Annotated in this window: 26 protein-coding genes; 7 read left to right on the top strand and 19 right to left on the bottom strand. The window is 38.3% G+C overall.

The annotated features are described in order from the left end of the window. Window positions 1–9 precede the first annotated feature (9 nt). Window positions 10–408, top strand: coding sequence for an Lcl C-terminal domain-containing protein (locus FJR45_RS03415; protein WP_193151356.1), 399 nt, complete (start codon window positions 10–12; stop codon window positions 406–408). Here the strand turns inward: FJR45_RS03415 and FJR45_RS03410 are convergent. The 4 genes from FJR45_RS03410 to surE are packed head-to-tail and all read right to left on the bottom strand — an operon-like array spanning window position 400 to window position 2,442. Continuing rightward, window positions 400–642, bottom strand: a complete 243-nt coding sequence (locus FJR45_RS03410; protein WP_193151355.1) for a thiamine biosynthesis protein ThiF — start codon at window positions 640–642, stop codon at window positions 400–402. The two genes, FJR45_RS03415 and FJR45_RS03410, sit on opposite strands and share 9 nt — an antisense overlap. Then, the gene (locus FJR45_RS03405) at window positions 626–1,009 is read right to left on the bottom strand and encodes a hypothetical protein (RefSeq protein WP_193151354.1); all 384 of its coding nucleotides are present in this window, start codon (window positions 1,007–1,009) and stop codon (window positions 626–628) included. Before FJR45_RS03405 ends, FJR45_RS03410 begins: the two co-directional genes overlap by 17 nt. Before the next feature lie 3 nt (window positions 1,010–1,012). Continuing rightward, on the bottom strand, window positions 1,013–1,657 hold the full coding sequence (locus FJR45_RS03400) for a tRNA threonylcarbamoyladenosine dehydratase (RefSeq protein ID WP_193151353.1): 645 nt from the start codon (window positions 1,655–1,657) through the stop codon (window positions 1,013–1,015). Next, on the bottom strand, window positions 1,657–2,442 hold the full coding sequence (gene surE / locus FJR45_RS03395; RefSeq protein WP_193151352.1) for a 5'/3'-nucleotidase SurE: 786 nt from the start codon (window positions 2,440–2,442) through the stop codon (window positions 1,657–1,659). The genes FJR45_RS03400 and surE overlap by 1 nt, the downstream gene beginning before the upstream one ends. A gap of 90 nt (window positions 2,443–2,532) precedes the next feature. On the opposite strand from surE, the gene FJR45_RS03390 reads away from it, so the two are divergent. Beyond that, entirely contained in the window at window positions 2,533–3,057 is a 525-nt protein-coding gene (locus FJR45_RS03390; RefSeq protein WP_193151351.1) for a hypothetical protein, read from the top strand. Between the two features lie 123 nt (window positions 3,058–3,180). Continuing rightward, window positions 3,181–4,539, top strand: a complete 1,359-nt coding sequence (gene rho / locus FJR45_RS03385; RefSeq protein WP_193151350.1) for a transcription termination factor Rho — start codon at window positions 3,181–3,183, stop codon at window positions 4,537–4,539. 228 nt (window positions 4,540–4,767) lie between these two features. On the opposite strand, the gene FJR45_RS03380 is transcribed toward rho, so the two are convergent. From FJR45_RS03380 to FJR45_RS03365, 4 genes are all read right to left on the bottom strand, one after another. After that, on the bottom strand, window positions 4,768–5,097 hold the full coding sequence (locus FJR45_RS03380) for a thioredoxin family protein (protein ID WP_193151349.1): 330 nt from the start codon (window positions 5,095–5,097) through the stop codon (window positions 4,768–4,770). 3 nt (window positions 5,098–5,100) lie between these two features. After that, window positions 5,101–6,327, bottom strand: a complete 1,227-nt coding sequence (gene murD, locus FJR45_RS03375; protein ID WP_193151348.1) for a UDP-N-acetylmuramoyl-L-alanine--D-glutamate ligase — start codon at window positions 6,325–6,327, stop codon at window positions 5,101–5,103. Further along, complete coding sequence (locus tag FJR45_RS03370; RefSeq protein WP_193151347.1) at window positions 6,308–7,654, bottom strand: MurL-like N-terminal domain-containing; 1,347 nt, start codon at window positions 7,652–7,654, stop codon at window positions 6,308–6,310. Before FJR45_RS03370 ends, murD begins: the two co-directional genes overlap by 20 nt. Window positions 7,655–7,721: 67 nt before the next feature. Further along, window positions 7,722–8,165 carry a host attachment protein gene (locus tag FJR45_RS03365; protein WP_193151346.1) on the bottom strand — a complete coding sequence of 148 codons (444 nt, stop codon included), beginning with the start codon at window positions 8,163–8,165 and terminating at the stop codon, window positions 7,722–7,724. A 177-nt stretch (window positions 8,166–8,342) separates the two neighbouring features. On the opposite strand from FJR45_RS03365, the gene FJR45_RS03360 reads away from it, so the two are divergent. Further along, a complete protein-coding gene (locus FJR45_RS03360) occupies window positions 8,343–10,046 on the top strand; it encodes a DNA polymerase III subunit gamma/tau (RefSeq protein ID WP_193151885.1) in 1,704 nt (567 codons plus the stop codon). On the opposite strand, the gene FJR45_RS03355 is transcribed toward FJR45_RS03360, so the two are convergent. Both FJR45_RS03355 and FJR45_RS03350 read right to left on the bottom strand, forming a co-directional pair. After that, entirely contained in the window at window positions 10,043–10,255 is a 213-nt protein-coding gene (locus tag FJR45_RS03355; protein WP_193151345.1) for a hypothetical protein, read from the bottom strand. The genes FJR45_RS03360 and FJR45_RS03355 overlap by 4 nt on opposite strands. A gap of 64 nt (window positions 10,256–10,319) precedes the next feature. Further along, on the bottom strand, window positions 10,320–10,994 hold the full coding sequence (locus tag FJR45_RS03350; protein WP_193151344.1) for a response regulator transcription factor: 675 nt from the start codon (window positions 10,992–10,994) through the stop codon (window positions 10,320–10,322). Between the two features lie 86 nt (window positions 10,995–11,080). Here FJR45_RS03350 and FJR45_RS03345 point away from each other — a divergent pair, with 86 nt between their 5' ends. Further along, on the top strand, window positions 11,081–11,530 hold the full coding sequence (locus tag FJR45_RS03345) for a hypothetical protein (protein ID WP_193151343.1): 450 nt from the start codon (window positions 11,081–11,083) through the stop codon (window positions 11,528–11,530). Here the strand turns inward: FJR45_RS03345 and FJR45_RS03340 are convergent. Continuing rightward, complete coding sequence (locus tag FJR45_RS03340) at window positions 11,527–12,333, bottom strand: TIGR00282 family metallophosphoesterase (protein ID WP_193151342.1); 807 nt, start codon at window positions 12,331–12,333, stop codon at window positions 11,527–11,529. The genes FJR45_RS03345 and FJR45_RS03340 overlap by 4 nt on opposite strands. A 329-nt stretch (window positions 12,334–12,662) precedes the next feature. Between FJR45_RS03340 and FJR45_RS03335 the strand changes: the two genes are divergently transcribed. Together FJR45_RS03335 and FJR45_RS03330 are read left to right on the top strand one after the other, a co-directional pair. Beyond that, entirely contained in the window at window positions 12,663–13,673 is a 1,011-nt protein-coding gene (locus FJR45_RS03335; protein WP_193151341.1) for an amidoligase family protein, read from the top strand. Beyond that, window positions 13,652–14,341 (top strand): gamma-glutamyl-gamma-aminobutyrate hydrolase family protein, encoded by a 690-nt coding sequence (locus FJR45_RS03330; RefSeq protein ID WP_193151340.1) that lies wholly within the window; start codon window positions 13,652–13,654, stop codon window positions 14,339–14,341. The genes FJR45_RS03335 and FJR45_RS03330 overlap by 22 nt, the downstream gene beginning before the upstream one ends. Here the strand turns inward: FJR45_RS03330 and FJR45_RS03325 are convergent. Genes FJR45_RS03325 through leuS form a run of 8 tightly spaced genes read right to left on the bottom strand, consistent with a single transcriptional unit; the run spans window position 14,318 to window position 24,648 of the window. Then, entirely contained in the window at window positions 14,318–14,728 is a 411-nt protein-coding gene (locus tag FJR45_RS03325) for a YqaA family protein (protein WP_193151339.1), read from the bottom strand. The two genes, FJR45_RS03330 and FJR45_RS03325, sit on opposite strands and share 24 nt — an antisense overlap. Next, window positions 14,729–17,722, bottom strand: a complete 2,994-nt coding sequence (gene mfd, locus FJR45_RS03320; protein WP_193151338.1) for a transcription-repair coupling factor — start codon at window positions 17,720–17,722, stop codon at window positions 14,729–14,731. Continuing rightward, entirely contained in the window at window positions 17,722–18,093 is a 372-nt protein-coding gene (locus tag FJR45_RS03315; protein WP_193151337.1) for a bactofilin family protein, read from the bottom strand. The genes mfd and FJR45_RS03315 overlap by 1 nt, the downstream gene beginning before the upstream one ends. Beyond that, complete coding sequence (locus FJR45_RS03310) at window positions 17,994–18,950, bottom strand: M23 family metallopeptidase (RefSeq protein WP_193151336.1); 957 nt, start codon at window positions 18,948–18,950, stop codon at window positions 17,994–17,996. The genes FJR45_RS03315 and FJR45_RS03310 overlap by 100 nt, the downstream gene beginning before the upstream one ends. Further along, window positions 18,943–20,088: a bifunctional folylpolyglutamate synthase/dihydrofolate synthase gene (locus FJR45_RS03305; protein ID WP_226966464.1), complete on the bottom strand. Its 1,146-nt coding sequence runs from the start codon at window positions 20,086–20,088 to the stop codon at window positions 18,943–18,945. The genes FJR45_RS03310 and FJR45_RS03305 overlap by 8 nt, the downstream gene beginning before the upstream one ends. 2 nt (window positions 20,089–20,090) lie before the next feature. Further along, window positions 20,091–21,638, bottom strand: a complete 1,548-nt coding sequence (locus FJR45_RS03300) for a GGDEF domain-containing protein (RefSeq protein WP_193151335.1) — start codon at window positions 21,636–21,638, stop codon at window positions 20,091–20,093. Between the two features lie 16 nt (window positions 21,639–21,654). Further along, on the bottom strand, window positions 21,655–22,173 hold the full coding sequence (gene lptE / locus FJR45_RS03295) for an LPS assembly lipoprotein LptE (RefSeq protein WP_193151334.1): 519 nt from the start codon (window positions 22,171–22,173) through the stop codon (window positions 21,655–21,657). 3 nt (window positions 22,174–22,176) lie between these two features. Then, window positions 22,177–24,648, bottom strand: coding sequence for a leucine--tRNA ligase (gene leuS / locus FJR45_RS03290; protein WP_193151333.1), 2,472 nt, complete (start codon window positions 24,646–24,648; stop codon window positions 22,177–22,179). Window positions 24,649–24,655: the final 7 nt, after the last annotated feature.

The following is a 24,655-nucleotide window of genomic DNA, read 5'->3' as shown; positions in this document are numbered from 1 at the left end:
GGTTTGGCAATGCAAAAAATTTTTATGCTGCTTTTTGTTTTGTTCTCCTGTACAGAGGCACAAGAGATCGTTACAGATACAGAGCAAAAGTTACAATGGCTCGATACAAAGGATATGCAGGAGTTTAACGGTATATGGAAACTGGCAAACAGTTACTGTGAAGCATTACATGTAGAGCAAAAAGATGACTGGCGACTGCCGACAAAAAAGGAACTGCAACACTTGGGAGAGTCAAAAAAACTCAAAACAAAATTCAGGCACCTTGATACTGCGCTGTACTGGAGTAAAGATATAGACAAAAGCAGTGACGGATTTAATGCTTATACTGTTTATACAGGAAACGGTTTCGTCTCATCAACGGATAAATGTCATACAAACAAACTGGTATGTGTCAGAAAACTACAGTAATGAAAGATCAAATTTTATAATTTGGTCTGAACACTCTATTGTAATAATACAGGCAGATTTACTGATTTTTTGGGCATTTTTCACATTTTCCAGGAGTATCATAGACTTTTTTGTCACAGGGTCAAAGGTTTGCAGTTTTTCATCTTGAACATAAAAAATGCGTCCACCCCCACAGCCGTCACCGACTATTCCCTCACACACAAGAGGAGAACTCAAATCAAAACCATGAATCATCCAGACACTCCTCTTTTGCATCTTTTACAAACTCTTTATAATCGGAACCGTTTTTATCAAGTTTCTTATACTCATCATAGGTATACTCTTTAAAAGTGGCATCATCCAGGCATCTGCAAAGCTTCGTGGAATTTTCATCCCCCTTGCAGTGTGAAAGCATCTCTTTTTTCTGTTCGTCTTCCCAACCGATATAGGAGTTATAGTACGGATAAAGTGCCCATATTGCAAAAGCTATTGTCAGAACAATATTGATGATATATTCTCTCTTTTTTGTTTCAAAATACTTTTTCATATCATAAGAGATTAAAATCACAAAAAAAATCTCAAGCCCTATGTTAAACCAGTCACTCTCTAAAAAATCAAACAAATTCTATTTTTCCTCTCTTATCTTTTTAATTGCCTCGGCACACATGGTCAGACCGAAAGTTGCCGTAACACCCATAAAACTGCCTTTTTCTTTTATGACTGCTTCTTCGCTTGAAAAAATCACTTTGTATTTTTTGTTAAAACCGCGTTTTTTCAATTCATACCGAATTTTTGCACCGAATTTATCGCCGTAACTTTTCCAGATATCACCCACCTGAACCTTTGTCGGGTCAAGTCTTTTGGCACTTCCAAAAGAGGAGATGAGTTTTTTATGGCATTTTTGCGCGATTGCGAGTTTTGCATTTCTGTCATCTATCGCATCAAGTACCAAGTCGTATGGTTCAAAATCAAACTCCTGCACCCATGCTTCGTCTATGCGTCTGTTGATTACATGTAACTCCGGATAATGCTCTTTTAAGGCTTCTACCTTTGTCTCACCTTCATGCAGCTCCGACCACATTTGACGGTTTTGGTTTGATTTGTCATAGGTGTCAAAATCTACAATCGTGATATCTTTCACACCGCTTCTGTATAAACAGTCCAGACAGAAGCTCCCTACGCCGCCAACACCAAGCAGTAATATTTTGGCATCTTCGAGTTTAGAAAAATCATCCTTTAACACAAGTTTTATGCGGTCATATTTTTGCATTAATCCAACCACTCCTGTACTCTTTTCATACTTTTGTACGCACTCAGATCAAGCATAATCGGCGTCACAGATATAAATCCGTCACGTATCGCTTCATAATCGCTCACACCATTGACACCTGCTCTTGCTCGAAAATTCAGAGGGTGCAGTCCAAGCCAGTAGTGTTTCTCGCCCCGTGGATTACTGTGCACATCGGCTTCATTCGAATAGACTCTGTACCCTGCATAGGTTGTCTTTATCTCGGCCTCTTCAACTGCCGGAGGAATGTTGATATTTAAAAATTCTCTCTCAGGCAGAGGAAATTTGTCATTTCGTATTTTTGTCACTATCTTTTTGATTGTTTTTTGCGCCAATGTAAAATCTCCCTTTGGATTGGTAAAATCCATCACCTGGGAAATTGCGACAGAAGGTATACCATGTAAAACACCCTCCATAGCACCTGCTGCAGTTCCACTGTAGGTAATGTCTTCACCCATATTGGAACCTCTATTGATTCCACTTACAACCAAGTCGGGTTTATTCCCTTGAAAAATTGCATTTAAAGAGAGATACACACAGTCAGTGGGTGTTCCGTCTTCAAGTTTAAAGAAATTCTCTTCAATTCCCACAAAACGCAAAGGTCTTGTCAGTGTCAAAGAGTGTCCGCAGGCAGATTTTTCATTTGCCGGAGCCACAACGGTTACTTCCACATCCGGGAGCTCGCGCAAAGCTTCCACCAGACACAACAGTCCTTTCGCCTCATATCCGTCATCATTTGTTACTAAAATTTTATACTTGTTCTTCATAGTGTAATTGTATAGAAAACATCATTTACATTTGATAATTTTTCATTATTACCGATATAGATTAAAAGTAAAAAAAAGAAGAAAAGAAAAATGAATACATCCTATGCAGCAAACAGTTATTATCGCCATGATTTGAACATTACAATGAAAACATCAAGCGGAGACGTCATAACAATGGATTTTGCAAATGAAAAATCCGCAGATTTAAACTATGAAAAAGACGCTCAGTCAAGCAGGACATCCATGAGTTTCTCTTCAATGGCCTCTTTTCAGTTTTCTATCAACACAAACGGAATTGATGCACAGGACAAAAAAGAGATAGCAGCTTTTATGAAAACAGCACAGCCTTATATAGATAAATTTATACAGGAGCTAAGTGAAGATGCTCCAAAATCACCTGTCACAAAACTTGCCAAAAAGATAGCCGCACTGTTCCAACCCAATGAAAACAACAGTGAGGCACGCAACAATACTATAAAAACAAACATTGTAGAAATGTTTGACAGGTCACTGCAAAAAGTGCAGGAACCTCTCAACATTTTCAAGGAAACACAGAAGCTTCTGGAAAAAACACTCAAAGAGTTTGATGCCTTTAATAAAGAACTTTACGCATAAAAATACAAAAACTTGACAATAGCTCAAGAGTTAGTGTAAAATTCCATTAACAAGACAGATACGCAAGGTATCTTTAAATCTATCCTACAATTTCAATCCTAATCAACTAAGGCAGTCAACCATATGAGTGAAAACGAATCTTCTACACAATCGCGTAAAAATACAAAAAACAATAATAACAATAGAAATAATTCAAAGTCTAGAACACATACCCCGGTAAAAGGTTCCAGTGTCGAGGAACTTCGTACCAAAAGTATTCAAGAACTTGTTGATATAGCTACACAACTTGGTGTTGAACAACCAAATGAACTCAAACGCCAGGATGTTATATTTGAAATACTCAAAGCCCAAACTGCACAGGGCGGATATATTCTTTTCAGCGGTATTTTGGAAATCATGCAAGACGGTTACGGTTTTATCCGTTCAATCGATCAGAGTTTTAATGAAAGTATCAATGATGCCTATGTATCAAACACACAAATCAAACGCTTTGCTCTGCGAAACGGAGATGTTGTAACGGGTCAGGTTCGTCCTCCCAAAGATCAAGAAAGATACTACGCTCTTATAAAGATAGAAGCAGTCAACTCCCTTCCGCCTGAAGAGAGTAAAAAAAGACCGCTATTTGAAAACCTCACACCGCTTTATCCGACAGAACAGCTCAAACTCGAATATCGTGAAAAAGGCTTGACAGGGCGTATGATGGATCTGTTTTGTCCTATCGGAAAAGGACAGCGCGGTTTGATTGTTGCTCCTCCTAGAAGTGGTAAAACAGAACTTTTAAAAGAGATCGCTCACGGAATCACAACCAACCATCCGGAAGTGGATCTGATGGTGCTTCTTGTGGATGAGCGCCCTGAAGAGGTAACAGACATGGAAAGAAGTGTCAAAGGTGAAGTCTACAGTTCTACCTTTGATATGCCCTCAAAAAACCATGTAAAAGTTGCCGAGATGGTCATAGAAAAAGCAAAACGTAGAGTAGAACTTGGTCGTGATGTCGTTATTTTACTTGATTCTATCACTCGTCTTGCACGTGCCTACAACACAGTTACCCCTTCAAGCGGAAAAGTCCTCTCAGGTGGTGTGGATGCAAATGCCCTGCATAAGCCAAAACGTTTCTTTGGAGCGGCGAGAAATATTGAAAACGGCGGCAGTCTAACTATTATTGCTACAGCACTTGTTGACACAGGAAGCCGTATGGATGAAGTTATCTTTGAAGAGTTCAAAGGAACCGGAAATATGGAAGTGGTACTTGACAGAAAAATTGCAGACAGACGTATCTACCCGGCTATTGACATTCTCAAATCAGGAACGCGTAAAGATGAACTGCTCATCGGTCCAGAAGTATTACAGAAGGTATTTATTCTTCGCCAGATGCTGCATAAACAGGATAACGAAGTCGAAGCACTCAAGTTTATCTACAACACTATGGGCAAAAAATCTACAAACGAAGAGTTTCTTGAAAGTATGAACACAAACAGCTAGTGTTCATGTTTTTGCAATGTTTTTAGCATCTGAAGTTCAGTCTCAATGTCATTTCTCGGAACCGGTACTTCAGTGCCGGCTGTTGCAATAATCTTGCCACTCTCAGCCCGGACTAAAGTCCGCGTTCCAAAAAAAATGCTTAACTTAATGGCAGCGGGCTTTGTGTCTTTAAAAACTAAGGTTTAGGTTAAAACCCAGGTTCTAAGAAATGACATTGAAATTAAAACCTTAACACTCTTTCAAAATCAGATCTATCATATCATCGGCAAGAGTAATCCCCGTTCTGTAAAAAAGCTGTTTCTCTGCCTCTTTAAATATCAAAGTAGTCGGTACCTCTTCAACAAAATAGCGCTGTGTCAGATACTCCGACTTTCCGCTGTCAATGCTCAAAACAGAAACATTCGCAAGCCTGTCACATAACTCTTCAAGCTCCATATCCATAATCTGGCATGCATCACAGTAGTAAGAACCAAACTTTAAAATAACAAATTTTTCTTTTTCAAACTCTCTTGCCATAACAGCATCGAAATTATCTTCATCCACATCTATAAACGGCATAGTCTATCCTTTTAATTGATTTACTACTCTTTTAAACTCATCCCCACGCTCTGCAAAGTTTTTATATTCGTTAAAACTTGAAGCAGCAGGAGAGAACAACACGATTTTTCTTGCTATATTATAGGCTTTTTTTACACTCTCTTGCAAGTTTTTTTGCAAAAACAGATTTTTTTGTTTCTCTTTTACATGTAAAGCATCATAAATTTTCTTCCCAGTATCTGAAAAAAGAATGATATTTGCAACATCACTTGTAAGTAAAAAATCTATCAGCACTTCATAATGCACACCTCTGTCATTCCCTCCGATTATAAGCGTATCAACATTTTTTAAAATTTTTACAGCTTCTATGGTGGCCTGAGGAATTGTTGCTATGGAGTCATTTATATAAGAGACACCCTGGATTTCTTTGACAAATTCCATCCTGTGAGGAAGCGTTTGAAAGGTGTTAAGTGCTTGCATGTATGCCTCATCACCGAGTGCCAAAATTTCTTTGAGTTTTTCTAGTATCTGCAAAGTAGATTTATGAATGAAACCGTTTTGCAGACTGAAATCCACACTAAATTTAAGTTCATTGTCAAATACATTATATCCCCGCTCCAACTTCTGCCCCAAATTGTATATAAAAATATCTTTCTTGCTTTGATACCTGTATATATTGAACTTGGCTTCATAATACTCATGCACATCTTTGTAATAATCCAAATGTTCTTCAAACAGATTGGTCAAAATCGCGATATGAGGAGAGTGCGTAGCATGTAAGAGCTGATGAGAGGAGAGTTCCATCACTATGTTTGTCTCTGCGCTGATCTCTTCGAGCATATCAAAAGCGGGTATACCGATATTGCCACATAAAATACTCTTTTTTCCTGCATTTTTCAACAAACTGTCTATAAGTGTCACAAGGGTACTTTTGCCTTTTGTTCCCGTTACTCCGATAATCTGATGTTTAAAATGCTTGAGCAACAGTTCTGTTGTTGAGGAAAAGTTGTAAGATGTATGTTCAATCCCAAGATTATAGAGCGAAATACCCGGTGACTTGATAACAAGTTCGACTGCATCAAGCTTTTTTAGGTAATTTTCATCACAAGAAGGATGATTTTTATCTATGATTACAAGCTCAGTACCCGGCAAATATTTTTGTGCAAAATTATAAAAAGATTTACCCTCTACGCCAAAACCGAAAATACCAATACTTTTATACTGTTTTAAATCAGAAACTAAGTTTTTCAACATGGCTTTTCAGGTTCTTTTTAAATTTTTGCGGCAGATTGTTTTGCCCGTCATAGTTTACATGTAAAGGATATGCCCTCTCTTTTGGTTTGTAATTTTTTAAAAGAGAAGGCAGTTCCTGCTGAGAATATGAATGGTATTTTTTACTCAGAGCATAATTGACCTCATCATAAGTCCCTACGCACTCAAAAGGTTTGACGGCATCGCTTTGAGAGAGTCCGTCAAAAAGTTCTTGAAGTTCCTCATCATCAAGCATATCTTTGCCAAATATCTTTTGCAGCGTAATATCATCTATGTAATTGCACAGCATTATGTAGGTAAAGAGGCATTTTGGACATTTGCCACACCATTCATTGCGTTTACTCCCGACATTGCAGCTGCGAAATGTAAAAAAGTGCTCTTTTGCAAATGTGGCAAAAAGCTGCGCGATGTGTATCTCATCCAAAGGGCGTAAAAAACTGAAATACTCTACATCCTCCGTTATAAAACTAAAAACATACTCCCGAAAATCATTTTCAAACTCTATGGATTTTGAGTACTGATGGTTGATTTTCTGTCCGTTATAAATGATGTTTTCTTCATTGGCACTCGATTCGTTTGAAAGGACGATATACTTTGTTTTATACAGCAGACCAAGCCAGATGGAGATAAACCCGACAATGGAAGAAAAAGGGATATGCCCGTTTAAGTAGCCACGCGCATTAAAATCCAAAATCTTTTCCAGGTCAAGTTCTCTTTTTAACTCTATCGCATGTGTTGGGTGCTGCTTCAATATCTCTTGTGAAGCAACTATCGGGTTCATAGAAAACATCAACGCATCAGGAAACTCCTCTTTTAAAAGTTCATAACTTACAAGAGAATCTTTTCCTCCGCCAATCGGTATGATGATATTTTCCTGTGTGGGCAAAGCTGTTTTGTCGTAAGCTTTGCCTTTACATGTAAAGTGAACAAGATCTTCTTGCTTTACCTCAATGGCATTGAGATAAATATACTCCCCAAGTCCATTAAAATAAAGCTTTGCAAACCATTTTTTCTGCGCTTCATTTAAACTGCCACACTCTATAACAAAATCCTGTGGCAGAGCGATTTTATAGTAACTGATGGCTTCTGCCATACCAATATGAAAAACAATGTTTTGCATAGAAAAATCTGTAGAGATTTTTTCATTCTTTTTAATACTGAGACGATGAAGAAAGTCAGTGATTTTCCCTTCTTCATCAAGTTGATAGTGAAAGTGCAGAGCTATTTGATCTTCATCTTCTTGAATTTCATAGCTTTTGTATATAAATTTATTTGCTTTTTTGCGCAACTCTTTAAATTTTTTCATGAGAACCATTTTGATATTTTTAAAAGATTATATAATCTTTTAACTCTATATCAACTAAAAGTTCGCATTAATTAAAATACTCAAACAGTTTGTTTTTATCGACTTTGACCAAATCAAGCGCCACATTCTTTTTCAAAACAGCTTTTGTTTCCTGGCTGAGTTTATCAAGCAGTTCGGCATTGTTCTCCTGTGGAAACGCTAAAAACAGAGATTTCGGTTGTGTCTGCTGTACAATCATATCTATATCTTCTGCCACCTCGGTAAGTGTTCTTTTTGCAATCGTCTCTTCAACACTGTGTTCTTCAATTGTCGCGTGCCCTTTTCTGCCATTGGCATCACTTTTGAGTTCATGGAGTTTTTTTCTGCCCTCTATAAAATCCTCAGCATTTACCAATTCCAAAGAGTAGTTGATTTTCAATTCATTGTTGTAAATATCTTCATGTTTTACTGTTTTATATGCTTTTAATTCCCCTAAGTCTGCCACGATTATAACTGTATTGTCCAATTTCATAATTCATCCTTGTAAAAAAATTTAAAAACATCATCAAAACACAAGATGCTTTACATTATGATATGGAAAGAATACTTTATTATAGATAAATTTCAGACAATGAAAAAACAGTTTCATTAAATCATCTTTTAATCCACTCTCTGCTAAAATCTGTTTACCTAACTTTGGAGTATGAATTTGAAAGAAGCGCATGAAGTTTTAGCCAGAAAATATCGTCCGTCAAACTTTGATGAACTTATCGGTCAAGAGACGATAGCACAGACTCTCTCGCTTGCACTTGATTCAAACAGACTCTCGCATGCCTATCTCTTTTCAGGACTGCGCGGGAGCGGAAAAACTTCAACTGCGCGTATCTTTGCCAAAGCACTTATTTGTGAAGAAGGAATGAGCCATAAACCTTGTGACAAATGTTCCAACTGTGTGATGGCAAAAGAGAACCGTCACATGGACATCATAGAGATGGACGGGGCAAGCAGCCGTAAAATTGATGATATTCGTGACCTTATCGAGCAGACAAAATACAAACCGGCCGTTGCCAGGTATAAAATCTTCATTATTGATGAAGTGCATATGCTCACAAAAGAGGCTTTTAACGCCCTGCTTAAAACACTTGAAGAACCGCCCCAATATGTCAAGTTTGTTCTTGCAACCACTGACCCGCTCAAACTTCCTGCAACAATTCTAAGCCGAACACAGCACTTTCGATTTAAAAGTATCGCCACAAACAAGGTCGTCGATCATCTTGCCCATATTTTGCAACTTGAGGGAATAGAGTATGAAACAGATGCGCTTGAAATTCTCGCAAGAAGCGGGAGCGGAAGTCTTCGTGATACACTGACATTGCTCGATCAGGCAATCATCTACTCAAAAAACCATGTTGATGTTCGTACCGTTACAGATATGCTCGGGCTGGTTGATCCCAAGTTTATCAGTAAACTTTTTGATACTGTTTTTGCAAAAGACTATGCACGGCTGGTAGAGTATACAAAAGAACTTGAAGATTATGAAAGTGAAATGGTTGTAGACGAACTCATCGCTTATCTCAAAGATAAAATGTATAATCAGGATGCTCTTTTTTCTACACTGGTACTTGACAGGTTTTTCAGAATACTGAGTGAATCAAAATATCTTTTCAGCATTAATGCCGATGGTTCTTTTGTTCTTTCTCTGATATTTTTCAAAATGATAGAAGCCCTTAAAATACGAGAAATTGATCAGATGATAGAATCTTTTGAAAAAGATGTGAAACGTCCTGAAATTATTGTATCAAAGGAAGAGAAAAAGGAAGTGCAAACCTCCTCGCCTGTAAAAATAAAAATGCAGGAAACTACACCTGAGATGAACGGCAAGGTCGCAAAAGAAACCTCTTTAGAAGATGCCCAGGAAATACCGCCAAATGAGCACCTTCTCACTTTTCAAACGCTCATAGAAAAAATCACAGACAGAAACTATGAACTTGGTGAGTGTTTTACAAAAAACATTCACTTTGTCTCGTACAAAGACAACACACTGACCTGGGAAAGCTGTGCAGACGAAGAGTGTAAAAAAGTTCTTAAACACGGCTACTCAGTCATCAAACAGCTCGTACGTGAAACCTTTAGTTTTGAAACAAAAATAAAGGGAGTTGCCTGCACACAGGAAAAAAAAGAAGCGCCGCAAAAAGAAGAAACACTATCCAAGCAGGCACCACAGCCCGAAATGCAAAGCGGTTCTACCATCGAGGACATTGAAGCAGGCGGCGCTGCAAGCTGTGTAACAAACTGCGACGAGCCTTCCATACAAGATGAAACAAACGGCACCGATATAACAAAAGAGCCGATGATACAAAAAGCCATAGAGATGTTTGAGGCAAAAAAGGTAACCGTACAGTCAAAAATCTAGTCAAAAAAAATTTCATTGCAACACAAACCTTTTTGATGACAGTATTCCAGTATCTCAACAAAAGGGGTAGAGTTTCTTTTTTTGATTGTTGCAAATTTTGATTGGGAAATATTTAGTAGATTTGCCACATCTTTGTCATAGACTTTAGCCTTTGAACCATTTGCAATATGCTCTTTTAAAACTTCTATAATCGTTCGAAAATCTCTCATTCTTACTCCTAAGAGCAACAATATAACCAAGAAAAATCAAGAAAGCTAAAAATATGTCAATTTGTTAACATATTTTATACCCTACTCCGCGAACTGTTTGTATATAGTCTTTTGACTTGTCCGGGTCTATCTTCTCTTTGAGCCTGTTGATGGCAACATTGACAGTCTTGTACTGGTGGTTTTCACTGTCACCCCAAACATTTTCAAGCAGATAATCCCTGTCAAGTACACTGTTTTTATTTAAAATAAATTCACTTAAAAGATCAAATTCAAGCTTTGTCACATCAACAGGTCTTCCGTCTACATGTAATGTTCTGCTGCCTTTGTCAAGCAGTAAATCTCTAAAAAGCAATTTTGAATTATTGTATTTTTTTGAAGTTCTTTTTAAGACAGACCGGATGCGAAGGACCAACTCTTTCATATTAAACGGTTTTGTGATGTAATCATCTCCGCCTCTTAAAAAGCCACTCTCAATATCTTCATCTCTGTCTTTTGCACTTAAAAATATAACGGGTATATCAAGCCCCTCATCACGCAGTTGGGCAACAAACTCACTTCCCTCAACACCGGGAAGGTTCCTGTCCATTATCAGTAAATCTATATCTTCTTCATCTAAAATCTGCACAACTGTTTTTGTATTTAAAAAGCCTATTGTCTCAAACCCCTCTTTTTCCAGGGTGTATTCCAACAGTTCGAGTAAATCTTCCTCATCTTCAACTATTACTATATTTGCACTCATAAACATGCCTTAATATTTTTTATAATTATATCAAAGATTCTATGGTATAATAAATCAATTGCGGAAATTTGGAAGAGGGAAAAAAGATGTTTGTTTCATCATACAATACATATATACCCAACAAACACACATCACAAATAGATAAACATACGCAAAATGCAAGAGACACTTTCTCTCAAGAGCAAGAGAAATTATTCTCAAAAAACCTTGAAAAAGTTGTTGCTTCTTCTGTAAAAATACCACTCAATTACATCTCAAACTATAAGTCATTACACAACCAACAGTTACTGCAACAGCAAAATGCATTCAAAAAAGAGTATGCCAAAACCAAATTTGAAAAAATAAACAAAATCAGCAGTGCCCAGAATGCCTACAGTGAAAATTCTCACTATTTTTCTCTTTTGCAAAAACCGAAAACAGCATTAACACAAGAAGTTAAACAGCCTGAAAACATACAACAGAACACTCTTTTAAAACAAAAATTTATCAATACCTATATTGCAAATGACAACTACTACAGAGTGACTGCCGCCTAATCCAGCCATGCCTCGGTTTTAATCACTCTGCTGTCATCAAAAATTTTCAGTTTGTATGCCTCACTGCATTTGCCGTCGTTGATTTGCATAACAGCCATCTGCAGAATTTTTTTACACTTTTTGGGAATATCAAAATGCCCTTTTAGCCCTGTCAAAAACTGTTTTATAGGAACATCTTTGTCCATGCCAATTATATTGTCACGGCACCCTGTAAGCCCTATATCACTCATATATGCCGTACCGTTTACAATTTGAAAATCATCAGTGCCTACATGGGTATGTGTCCCGATAATTCCGCTTACTTTTCCCTGAAGCATCATCATCATAGCACGTTTTTCACTTGTAGCCTCAGCATGAAAATCAACAAAAATATTTTTTATCTCCTGCGTGTGCAGTGCCTCAACCGTATTTTTTGCACAGCGAAAAGCATTGTCAGTATAGGGCATTGCATAATGCCCCATTAGATTCAAGACAGCAAGTTTTTCACCCTTGATATCATAAATACGCAGACCGGTTCCCGGTACTTCATCCGGATAATTATGGGGTCGCAGCAGTTCATGCGTATCTAAAAGAGGAATAATCTCTTTTTTATCCCAGGTATGATTGCCTCCGCTCATAACATCAATGCCGTATGAGAAGAGTTCATTTGCATTTTTGAGTGTCAATCCAAAACCATGAGAAGCATTTTCATAATTTGCAATGACAAAATCAATTTTGTGTTCTTCTTTTATTTTCTTCAGATAATCACGCAACATGACACGCCCGGGTTGCCCTAGTATATCGCCTATAAATGCTATTTTCAATGTATAATTCTTTTGTTAAATTTTCGAAATTATATCTAAATATAGAGTATAAGTACCTATCCAAAAATAAAACCAATTAACAGAACTTTAAAATGATGCCCAGTAGAAGGCAAAAATTCGCAGAAGCTACCAGTAGCTTCAAGAGTTTTTAACGCACTAATAGGTATCATTTTAAAATTCCCCTTGGGCGATAAGTAAAAGGCACATCTGTCTTCGTTAGATTTTTTTGCATTAACTACGGCTAGTGCTGCAAAAATCTGCCTTGCATCTGTACCTTTTACTTATCGCTGTTAATTGGTTTTATCTTTGGATAGGTACTTAATTACAGTATGAATCTTTTTGTTCAACCACCTGTGCTTCTTGCTTCTTCACATGAACTTCGAAAAGTCGGCTTTGAACTTGAATACAGTGCCATAGAATTACAAAAAAGTGCAGAATTACTTATTGAAACTCTAAAATCCGGCAGTATGGAAAAAATAAATCCTTATCATTACAAAATCAGAGACACACATTATGGTGACTTTAATCTTGTGCTTGATTTTCAGTTTCTTATTTCTCAGGGATTGCAGAAATGGCTGCAGAACATAGGACTTGACCAGTTTATCGAAGCAGAAATCGCACTGGCATTGGAAGAGTTCATAGCCACCCTTTCACAAACCATAGTGCCTTATGAAATTACAACACCGCCGCTTCCTTTGGATAAAATTGAAATTGTAGAAGAGATAAAAGAGACTTTCCGGACCAACGGAGCACTTGGAACTGATGCCAACCCTCTTTATGCCTTTGGCTTTCATATCAATCCCCAGGCCTTCTCTTTTGAGGTAACAGAAATTATTGATACACTCAGGGCATTTTTCATTCTTTATGAGACACTTGTGCTATGGCTGCAACCGGATATTGTACGCAGAATCAGCCCCTATATCAAACCTTTTGAAGAGGAGTATATACAAAAAGTACTCAAAGCCTCTTACCAACCCGATATAAACCGGTTTATCTGCGACTATCTGCAATACAACCCTACCCGCAATCGCGCGCTGGACCTCTTGCCTCTCCTTGCCTGGATAGATTCCAATCAGGTTTTCAAGACGCTGCCCGAGGAAAAAATTTCACCGCGTCCTGCCTATCATTATCGTCTTCCAAACTCCAAGGTTGACAAAAAGGAGTGGCATACATATGATGCCTGGAACAGCTGGGTCATCATTGAAAAACTCGCTCAAGACAAAGAGACACTTGCACAACTTGCCGGTGAATACAGCAAATACCTCACTGACCCTTTTTCGTTTTTGAAAAAAGAGAAATGGTTGCAGAAGGTCAATGTATGGCTGAAAAAACAAATATAATCATAACAGGCTCAAGTAAAGGAAGTCGCAGTGCCTGGATGACAAGTCGTGCCTTGCTCACACTTTTTGGTGTGAATGCAAGGTTTTTACATCCTGGTAATTGGGATAAAAGCATCCAAATGGATGGGCTTTTACTGACAGGAGGTGTGGATATTGATCCGCATACTTTTCATACATACAAACATCCCAGTGTAAAAAAAACCGAACCGCTGCGTGATGCGATGGAACTCTTTTTACTTGAGCGCGCGCTCACACAAAACATTCCTGTTATGGGAATATGCAGAGGCATGCAGTTTATCAACCTCTTTATGGGCGGATCACTTCATCCGCATATACAGGAAATGGATTTGGAATTTAGACATCCGCATTCCCTGCTGCCGCAAAATACCATCAAAATAGAACCAAAAAGCCAGCTGCATAAAATTCTCAAAGCCGAAAAATTAAAAGTCAATGCCCTGCATCATCAAACAGTGAGAAGACTCGGAAAAGGGCTGAAAGTTGCAGCAAAAGATACAAACGGCCTCATACAGGCCATTGAAACAGACAATAAAAACTTCATTTTAGGTCTGCAGTGGCATCCTGAGTTTATGCCCTATCACTGGAGTACTTACCGCATTTTTGAAGCTTTTTCCAAAGAGATAAAATCAGATAAAAAAAAGTGCCAATAGAATATAACGAATACCTTTTGCAAACAAAACAAGCACAAAAAATTTTTTAAAATTATAATGCAGGGCACCGGCTACAAAAGTAATAGGATCGCCGATAATCGGAGCCCAGGAGAGCAGCAGCACGATGGCACCGTAACACTCAAACATTGATTCGGCTTTTTTATATACTTTCATTTTTACATATTTTTTCTGTGCCAGATACTCAACCCCTTTTTTACCCAAAAAGTAGTTCAAACAGGAACCAAGGGTATTGCCGAGTGTAGCAACACCCAGCAGAGCATAAATATTGTAACCGGCTGCAATATCATAAACCAATACAGCTTCACTTACAATCGGCAATAGAGTTGCAGCGCCAAAAGCGCTTAAAAAAAGAGTAATATAGACCAATTAGAGCACTTTTGGTTTGCTGTTTCTTAAATAGTACAGTGTTGCTTTGATAATGTCATCATCATCTTTCGAATCTGATTTTATTGTCTCCTTAGACTCATTTAAATAGGTAAATGTGATATTTTGTCCATAGTTTGAAATCGTTTTGATTTTTTTCTCCAGGGACAAAAGTTTAATAACCATCAGTTCAAAAAACTGTTTTGTAGGAATATCCAACTCACCAAAACGGTCAATTACCTCTTCTTCTATCTCGTAAATCTCCACAGCATTTTCACACTGTGAAAGTCTTCTGTAGATATCCAAACGCAATCTGTCTTCTTGCACAATTTCATCACTGATAAAAGCGGATATGCTCAGTTTCACATCTACCTTTGCCCGCTCTCCCTCGGCTGTATTGCTCAACTCTTTTATGGCATCTTCAAGCATTCGAAGATACAAAGAGTAGCCGATATTTTTAATATGTCCGCTTTGTGCATCCCCTACAAGATTTCCGCCGCCGCGAATTTCCAAATCATGATGTGCCAGCACAGAACCCGAACCTAAAAAGGAGTTTGATTCCAATGCCAAAAGACGTTTTTTGGCTTCATCTGTCAAATTTTCTTTGTTTTGTACAATAAAATAGGCAAAACCCTCATTGTGGCCACGGCCTACACGTCCGCGAAGCTGATGTAAATCTGCTATACCAAATCTGTCTGCACCGTCCACAATGATGGTGTTGACACGAGGCATATGGATACCACTCTCAATAATGGAAGTAGCTATCATGACATCATATTCGCCTGCTTCAAATTTCAGCAGCTCTTTTTCTGTTTCAACCGCTGATATTTTAGAATGCAGCATAAGCATTCTCAAGTCAGGCAAGAGTGCCTGCAGTTCCCCCATTTTTATCGGCATATGATCAATTGAATTGTGCACATAAAAGACCTGACCGCCACGGCGAAGTTCTCTCAAAATAACCTCTTTTATCAGCTTTTCATCATACTCTTTGACAAAAGTTCTGACCCCTTGGCGCTCACTCGGCGCTGTTAAAAGCTGGCTCATTGTTTTTATGGAGCTGAGTGCCTGATTCAGTGAACGCGGAATAGGCGTTGCACTCATAGAGAGCAGATGCACATTATGATAGAGCTCTTTGATTTTCTCTTTTTGTTTCACACCAAACTTGTGTTCTTCATCTATAATCACCACGCCAAGCTTTTTAAATTCCAGTCCAAAAAGCGTATGTGTCCCAACAACACAGTCTATTTCACCGCTTGCCAGCCCTTTAATAACTGCATTTTTCTCTTTTGTGGTGACAAATCGGTCAAGTTTAGCATAACGGATACCCAAATCTTTAAACCGCGCATCCAAAGAGCGCCAGTGCTGCGCTGAAAGCAGTGTAGTCGGCACGATAAATGCCGACTGATAGCCTGACTTGTAGGCTGCATAAATAGTGTTGAGTGCAATTTCTGTTTTGCCAAAACCGACATCTCCACTTAAAAGCCTGTCCATTATATGCCCTGAACTCATCTGTCCGAGTATCTCCTCAACAGCCTGAGTCTGATCATCTGTATACTCAAAACCTGAAAGTGCCTGAAACTGCTCTAACTCTTTTTTGTCCAAAGAAATTTTAGGTGCCTTAATGAGTGCTCTTGCTGCTGCCGTGTTAACAATCTGTCCTGCAATCTCAAGCAGTCTTTTTTTTACCTTTGCTTTGAGTTTGCCAAAGCTTCCTTTTCCCAGCCTGTCCAGCACAGGTGTCGCACCGCCTCCGGCAATATAGCGGTCAATATAGTCGAGATTTTCTACAGGCAGCAGTATTTTATCATCACCGACATATTTGATGACGATAAAGTCTTTGACTCCGCCGAGTATTTCGGTTTTTTCAATTTTTTCAAAGATACCCACACCATAATCTTCATGAACAACATAATCACCTGCTTTTAAATCATCCAAAAGAATAGAAGTTTTTCTTCTACGGCGTTTTTTATCGGCTTTGTTCAGTGATATAACCAGCTCATCAGGTGTAATAATATTTAATATATAAGGAGCCTCTACAATGGTCAACCCTGCTGTATCATAAATGCCCGTCTGTTTTATTGTTGCATTATTTGCAGCAATGAGCGTTACTTTTTTGTTTGGATGTACTTTTAAAAGCTGCGCAGCATTGACAACAACCAGCTCTTTGACGGCATCGTTTTCTTCGAGTAGTTCCAAATCAAAAGCATCCCTTGGAAGCTGCGGATTGTTTATACCGTAGGCATCTTTGAGTATATTGTCCAGATTTCTGACAAGCTTGACATTTTTGCCTGCCAAAAAATTCTCTGCCAGTTCATCAAGATGCCAAAATCCCAAAGAGGCTACATCTTTGTTGAGTGCATCAAATTCACTCTTTTGTATTTTTTGATGCAATTCATTGTAGGATGCTTCATCCAGCGCATAAAAAGCACTTCGAATTTCTACACTTTCCAAATCATCGCCGAGAGTTCTTTGTGTTTCAAGCGCAAAGGATTTTATCTGTTCTATTTCATTGTCAAAGAGAGAAATTCTTATCGGATTTTCGGAAGAAGGTACAAAAATATCTATAATATCTCCACGATGGGAAATTTCACCTGCAACCTGTACCATGTCAACAAAAGTGTATCCCCAGTAAAGCATCTGCTCTTTAAACTCTTTGAGATTAATCTCTGAGCCAAACTCAAGCCTCATCTCACCGAGCAGCTCTTTTTTTGGCAAGTGAAAAAGAAGTGTTTTTAAAGGAGATATTACAAGTGGTTTTTTTCTGCAAAAATAGTATTTTCTTAAGGCAAAGCTGAGTTCGTGCAACTCTTCTTTGTACGAACGCAAATCATCCCCGTAAGCTGGTCTGAAATCGGGAAAAACAACAACATCACGTCCAAAAAATTTTGCTACATTTTCAAGCTCATATGCTTCTTTTGCATCTTCGCATACCAAAACTTCAAGTGCATCTTTTTGTGCATTGTTTTTAAAATGATTAAATAAAACTGCCTGTGACATTATTTTCCTGTTTCTTTTACTATCGAGTTTCCCTGAAAAATACCTTTGGCTTCTATGACAAGTTCAAGCGAGGTGATTTCACCATTTACATGTCCGGCCGCTTTTATCTCAACACGGTCTGCATGTATACTCCCCTCAACCAGGCCTTGAACCACGAGACGCTTTGTTGTGATATCGCCTTTTACATGTCCGTTTTTACCGACATTCACCTCTTTGGAAGACTTTATAAACCCCTCCAACTCTCCATCTATGTAAAGATTACATGTAAGTTCTATTTCGCCTTTGATTTTAGCTCCGGCTGTGACAATTGCTGTGTTTGCATCTGTTTTATCACTTTTATCCGTGAGGTTGCCATTATTAAAGATTGCCATGGTACCTTTTTCTCCTTTTTAAAAATTTCATCATAATTTTGCTGTGTCCATTTTATAAAATAATACGGATTTAATGCTCGATGAATAAAGCGTATTTCATAATGTAAATGCGGTCCGTTACTGAGTCCAGAATTGCCCGTATAGGCAATTAAATCACCTTTTTTTACAAATTGTCCTGACTTTACCACAATTTTGTTTAAATGTCCAAAATACGATTTGAAACCATACACATGTTCGAGTATGACAAGTTTTCCAAAACCGCTGCGCCTGTGCAACCCTGCCCATTCAACAATACCGTCAGCCGTTGCATATACAGGAGTATTGAATTTCGCTTTCATGTCAGAACCACGATGAAACTCCTTTTTATGCAGTGTCGGGTGTATTCTGTAGCCGAATTTGCTTGTAATTCCATGGTACTTTACAGGAGATCCGCTTGGGATGAGTTCCAGCAGTGTTGCTCTGTGCGATGAACTGAGCATTGTCATATTTACTCTTTCGGCCAAAGATTCATCCGCAAGAGGTTTGAGCCCTATGAGCGTTTCAATCTGAGACAAAGAATCTGAAAGTTCATCAAGCTCTTTTTCTTTTGCCAAAAGTGAATGTGTTGTACGCTTCATCTCTTTTTGCAAGGCTTGATTTTGACGCAACATCTCTTTATATGCCTGTGCCACTTCATTTTTTTTACTCTGCAGTTTATCCACACTGGCATTTAAATACAAAATAGTTCCTGAGGCAATCAGTACAATACTCAGTAAAAAAAGTCCGGCATACAAAAAAGCTTTTTTTATAAACTTGTGAACATTAAACTGCTTGACACCGTTGTCATCGTGAATAGTGACTGTAAAATGATTATCCACCATGCACCTTCAAAAATGTTTCCACAACACTGAAGGAGCCAAAAACAAGATAATTTTTATCTGCATCTATCCCTTGAAAGCTTGTGTGTTTAATCTGTAAATCCTCTATAGCCTTTTTGAGTTTCGTCGACTCTTCTATTCTTTCGTCTTCTACTGCTATAATTTCCACATGTTCAATTATCGGCTGTAAAACAGTAAGTATTTCACTGTAGTTTTTATCTTTAAAACTATTATAAACCAATATATATTTATTCTCTTTTAAACTTTCATAAATTGAGCGAGCCGCCAGTGTGTTGTGCCCTACATCTATCAGTATGTTTGTCTCTAATTGAGAAAGTCTGCCAAATAATTTTGCATGCTTAAAATCTTCTGCTTCATACGAAATACCCAGACTCTTTAATGCCGCGACACTCAGCATTAAATTTTCTTTTAAATAGTATGCCAACTTATGATACCTGGCAATTTTTTCAATCTTTTCTTTGTCCTGTGCCTCTAAAAGTTCACTGTAATCTGCAACACGGATATTTTTTTCCTGTGCGATTTTTTTGGCAATCTGCATCACTTCTTTATGTGGCTGTTTGGACAAAATGACTTTTTTCTGCATGGCATTGAGTTTTGTCGTTGCTATAGACAAAATATCCGACCCCAAAAAAGCTTCATGATCAAAACCAACCGGTGTCACAAGTGTTAAAATATTTTCAAATACCGCTGTAGCATCATGCTCTCCGCCAAGCCCTGCCTCAAGAACAATATAATCACACTCCTGATACAAAAAAACTGCCAAAAGTGTTGTATATTCAAAGTAACTTAATGAATCTGCATCCTGGTGGTCCAACAATGACAAAAGCTTTTGATGTGCTTCATTTAAGCGTGTATCACTGACATTTTCTCCGTTGAACCAAATGCGTTCATTGAAAGTCAGTATATGAGGAGAGGTATAATGCCCCGTAGAAAACCCCAAAGAGTACAAAGCTGACGCCAAAAAACGTCCTGTTGTCCCTTTTCCGTTTGTTCCCACAAGATGAATAATTTTTGGAATTTTCAATGAAGCTTTGATTTTTGCATATACTCTGGGCATACGGGTGTAGTCTATGGTGTCATAATACAATGGTTTGTGGTTAAGAAATTCCTGTAACACGTTTATTTTTTATACTCCACTCTGTTTCTTCCCTCTTTTTTTGCTTTATACAGATACTCATCGGCAGAATTTATCGTCGCGTCAAGTGAAATATGATCATTTCGTTGCGCGACACCGGCACTCACAGTCACTTTAATACGCTTGCCTTTATATACAAAACGAGTCTTTTCGACATGTTGTCTCACCTTTTGGGCAAAAACCACACCACCTTCCAAATCTGTCTCACTTAAAAGTGCCAAAAATTCTTCGCCTCCAAAACGACCGACTATATCTACTGTTCTGCTCTCTTTTTTGAGTATTTTGGCAAATGCCGCCAAAACCGCATCTCCAGCTTCATGCCCGTAGGTATCATTTACTTTTTTAAAAAAGTCTATATCAAACATAACAATGACAAAATTGTGGCCATACCGTTTGTACTCTGCCTCTTTCATCGTTAAAAACTCATCAAGCGCGCGCTTGTTATACAGCTTCGTTAAAAAATCCTCTTTTGACTCCTGTTTGGCCTCTTCAAGCTCTTTTTCAAGTGTACGGACTTTTTTGCTCAAAGCTTTGACTTCCTCACTGTGTCCCTGCAAATCTTTACTTAAAAGATGTGTATTTTTTTCTAAGGCAACGGCAATTGTAAAAAGTTTTTTATGTGCAAGTGCAAAATTTACAGTTGATTCTTCCGTATAAGATTCCAGCTCAAGTTTTATTTTTTGTATTTCGGCATTTGAGTTGTCAGAACTCTCTATCATGTCTATAAGGCGCAGTGAAAGTTTATCAAGAACACCGTCAATAGACTCTACCATCTCTTTGACAGTTGCTTTGTCAAGTGCTATACGCAAAGATATGGCTGACCTGATTTCATTTTCAACACTTTCATGTTCAAGCAGCTCAGGATTTTTCTGAATTTTTTCACTCAAAGTGGCAATTGTGTCATTGACACTTGATGCAATTGAAGGGACAAAAGAAGCTATCAAAAGTTTTGATATTTTTTGTAGATTCACACTTTGGTTTTCTTGTGCAGTGACACATTCCAAATGTAAATTTTCAATAGTTTTTTGTAAGTCCCGCGTATCTACATCACCGTACTCTTTCAATTTTTGCAAAAAAGCATCATCATAAGTAGTTAAAAAATTGACCCATCGTTGTCGAAACTGGTCCAGCTGTTCAGGCTGGGCACCATGTTCTATAAGTTCCAGGGTTTTTTGGGCAAGCTCACTCGCTTCTTTGTTGTGCAGTACAGTAATAACCTGCAGAATTCTTTTTGTCAGTAATGTTTGGGATTCAAGCAGGTTTGAACACTGTGTAGGGTTGGTTCTGTTGAGTTTTGAGATAAGCAAACGCACAAATTCATGCATCGTTTTTATGTTGTATTTTTTGAGCTCTTTTTGTAAATCTTTGTTGAGCATGGCATTGAACTTGTCAATATGCTGACAATCTTCAACCTGCATATTTGCTTTTTGCGCCTCTTTGCAAAATGCTTCTGCATAAAAGTCAGGAGTCAGTAGTTTTCCTTCAAGTTTTAATCTTTTAACAGCTTTGCTTATGATTGTTTGTATAGTCATGTGATCTTCTCCTGATTTATAGTTGTGATCCTTCTGCTGAGACCTGTGCAACAAAAGATGCTATAGCTTTTATAGCACTAAATTTTATCGCATCAAATCGTTCCTGATCAGTTATAACAGCATTTGGTACAACCGAAAAATCATAGGTACCTCTTGCCGTATACGTTTTTTTAATATTTTTTGATTCTCTTGCAATCTTCAAAACAATTTTTGCCCGATATGCAATAATATACCCTTGCGCATTATACTGAATTGGCGAATAACTCGGTGGTGTCAGAGAAAAATTCAGCGTTGTGTCGGCATGGGATTTGTCTGTTAAAGAGGCATGAAAAATTTCCACAATAGCGCTGTCTACTGCATCTTTTATTAAAACGGTATTTTGAGGGTCCAGAGCTGAAATGACAACATGTGTATGTATTTTTGACCCAATGACACTTCTGGCATACTTTGAACTTGGTTTATAGCCACACCCACTTACAAGAAGCAGAGATACTATGAAAGTAACTAACTTCAAAAAGTGCGGATGTTTTTTCATTCTTTAGCCTTTGACTACAATATTGACAAGTTTTTTCGGCACAAATATCTCTTTGACGATCTCTTTGCCTTCAAGCCACTTGGCAATATTTTCTTTTGCTGCTGCAATAATTGTCTCTTTATCGGCATCAGCGGCCACTTCAATTTCTCCTCTTTTTTTCCCGTTAACCGAAACACCCAAAGAGATGCTTTCTTCTACAAAAACTTCTTCTTGAATTTCTTGCGGTGCTAAGTTTTTCAAGTCAAAATATTTTTCACTGATTTCATGGCAGGTATGGGGAATAACCGGCTCCATAATCGAGCTGAGTATCCAGTATCCTTCCGTCCATACATCTGCATTTTTTTGTGCATTGAGTGCGTTCATCGCTTCCATGACACCGGCAATCATCGTATTAAATGTATATCTTTCATTGTAAACATCTTCGGCACGTTTGAGTGCTTCATAGACTTTTTTACGAGCAAACTTCTCTTCTTTGCTCAAATCCGCATGATTGATTTTCGGCTTCTCCTTACATGTAAAGACATTGGCACTTCGCTCATAAAATCTTTTGATAAATCTGTAGGCACCCTCGACAGCACTGTCATTCCATTCAAGTTCCTGTGTCGGCGGTGCGGCAAAAAGTATAAACAGACGTGCCGTATCTGCACCGTACTTCTCAATGATGGCATCAGGGTCAACCGTATTTCCCTTTGATTTGCTCATTTTGGCTCCGTCTTTGAGTACCATTCCCTGGGTTAAAAGTCTCTCAAACGGTTCATCCAAATCAATATAACCCAAATCACGGAAGACTTTTGTAAAAAAACGCGCATATAAAAGGTGTAAAATCGCATGTTCGATTCCACCGATGTAATGATCAACACCTTCGTGCCCTTTTTGGTGCATCCAGTATTTTATCTGCTCAGGTGAAAATGCCTCTTTTTCCCAGTTTGCAGGCGATGCACAAAAACGCAGAAAATACCAGGAAGATTCTACAAAAGTATCCATTGTATCTGTTTCACGCATAGCATCTTTGCCACACTCCGGACATTTACAGTGTTTCCATGTGGGATGTTTTTCCAAAGGATTTCCCTCTCCTGTAATCTCTACATCATCCGGCAGAGCCACAGGAAGATTCTCTTTTTTCTCCATAACAAGGCCACACGAATCACAATGTATAAAAGGAATAGGTGCACCCCAGTATCTTTGACGGCTCACGCCCCAGTCTTTGAGTTTATAGTTTGTCGTCTTTTTGCCCAAACCCTTTTGCTCAAACATTGCTATGATTTTTGATTGTGCCTCCTGAGAGTTCATTCCAGTAAATTCACCGGAATTTATAAGCTCGCCGACTTCTGTAAAAGCAGATTTTGAAAAGTCATGTTCTGCTTCAAAAGGCTTGATAACCGGTTTTACAGGCAGGTCATACTTTTTGGCAAAGTCATAATCTCTCTCATCATGTGCAGGCACCGCCATAACCGCACCGCTTCCATAATCCATCAAGACAAAATTTGCCACCCAGACAGGAATTTTTTCTCCTGTGAGCGGATGCGTTACATGTAAACCAAGCGCGACACCTGATTTCTCTTTTTGCCGTTCAATGGAAGAGGTGTTTTTCATAGTCTCAATTTTTGCAATGACATCCGCATCAAGCAGTTTGTTTTCAATCATATAAGAGACAATTTCATGTTCAGGTGCCAAAGCCGTATAGCTCACACCGTAAATCGTATCAGGTCTTGTTGTATAAACATCAAAATGCTCAAATGTATGCGAAAGTTTTTCTTGGCTTGCTTCATCAAAATACAAGTCAAAAGCAAGTCCGTTTGATTTTCCTATCCAGTTTTCCTGCATAGTCAAAACCTGTTTCGGCCAGCCGCCTTCAAGCTTTTTCAAATCATTTAAGAGTTCGTCTGCATAGGCTGTAATTTTAAAATAGTACTGATTCATATCTTTTTTGACAATCGGCGTGTCACATCGCCAACAGCAGCCATCGACCACCTGTTCATTTGCCAAAACAGTCTGATCATGCGGACACCAGTTGAGCATCCCTTTTTCACGATACAGCAAGCCTTTGTTGTACATATCAATGATAAAGCCCTGTTCAAACTTCGTATAAAGTTCGTCACTTGTGGCAAATTCACGTTTGCGTGAGAAAGAGAAACCCAGAGAATAAAACTCGTTTTTCATATAGTCAATATTGTCATAGGTCCAGCTTTTAGGATGTGAACCGTTTTTTATAGCAGCATTTTCAGCAGGCATTCCGAAGCTGTCAAAGCCTATGGGATGGAGTACATTTTTACCCTGCTGTCTGTGGTAGCGGGCAAAAGCATCACTGATAGAGTAGTTTCTCACATGTCCCATGTGCAGGCGTCCGCTTGGAAACGGAAACATCGAAAGAATGTATTTCTTCTCTTTGGTAAAATCTTCACTCGGCTCAAAACTTTCGTTTTGCTTCCAGTATTCCTGCCATTTTTTTTCTATATTTTTTGCGTTATATTCCACTTTTATT

Source organism: Sulfurimonas sediminis, from assembly GCF_014905115.1.
GTDB classification, from domain to species: domain Bacteria; phylum Campylobacterota; class Campylobacteria; order Campylobacterales; family Sulfurimonadaceae; genus Sulfurimonas; species Sulfurimonas sediminis.
This window is presented reverse-complemented; position numbering and strand designations above follow the sequence as displayed.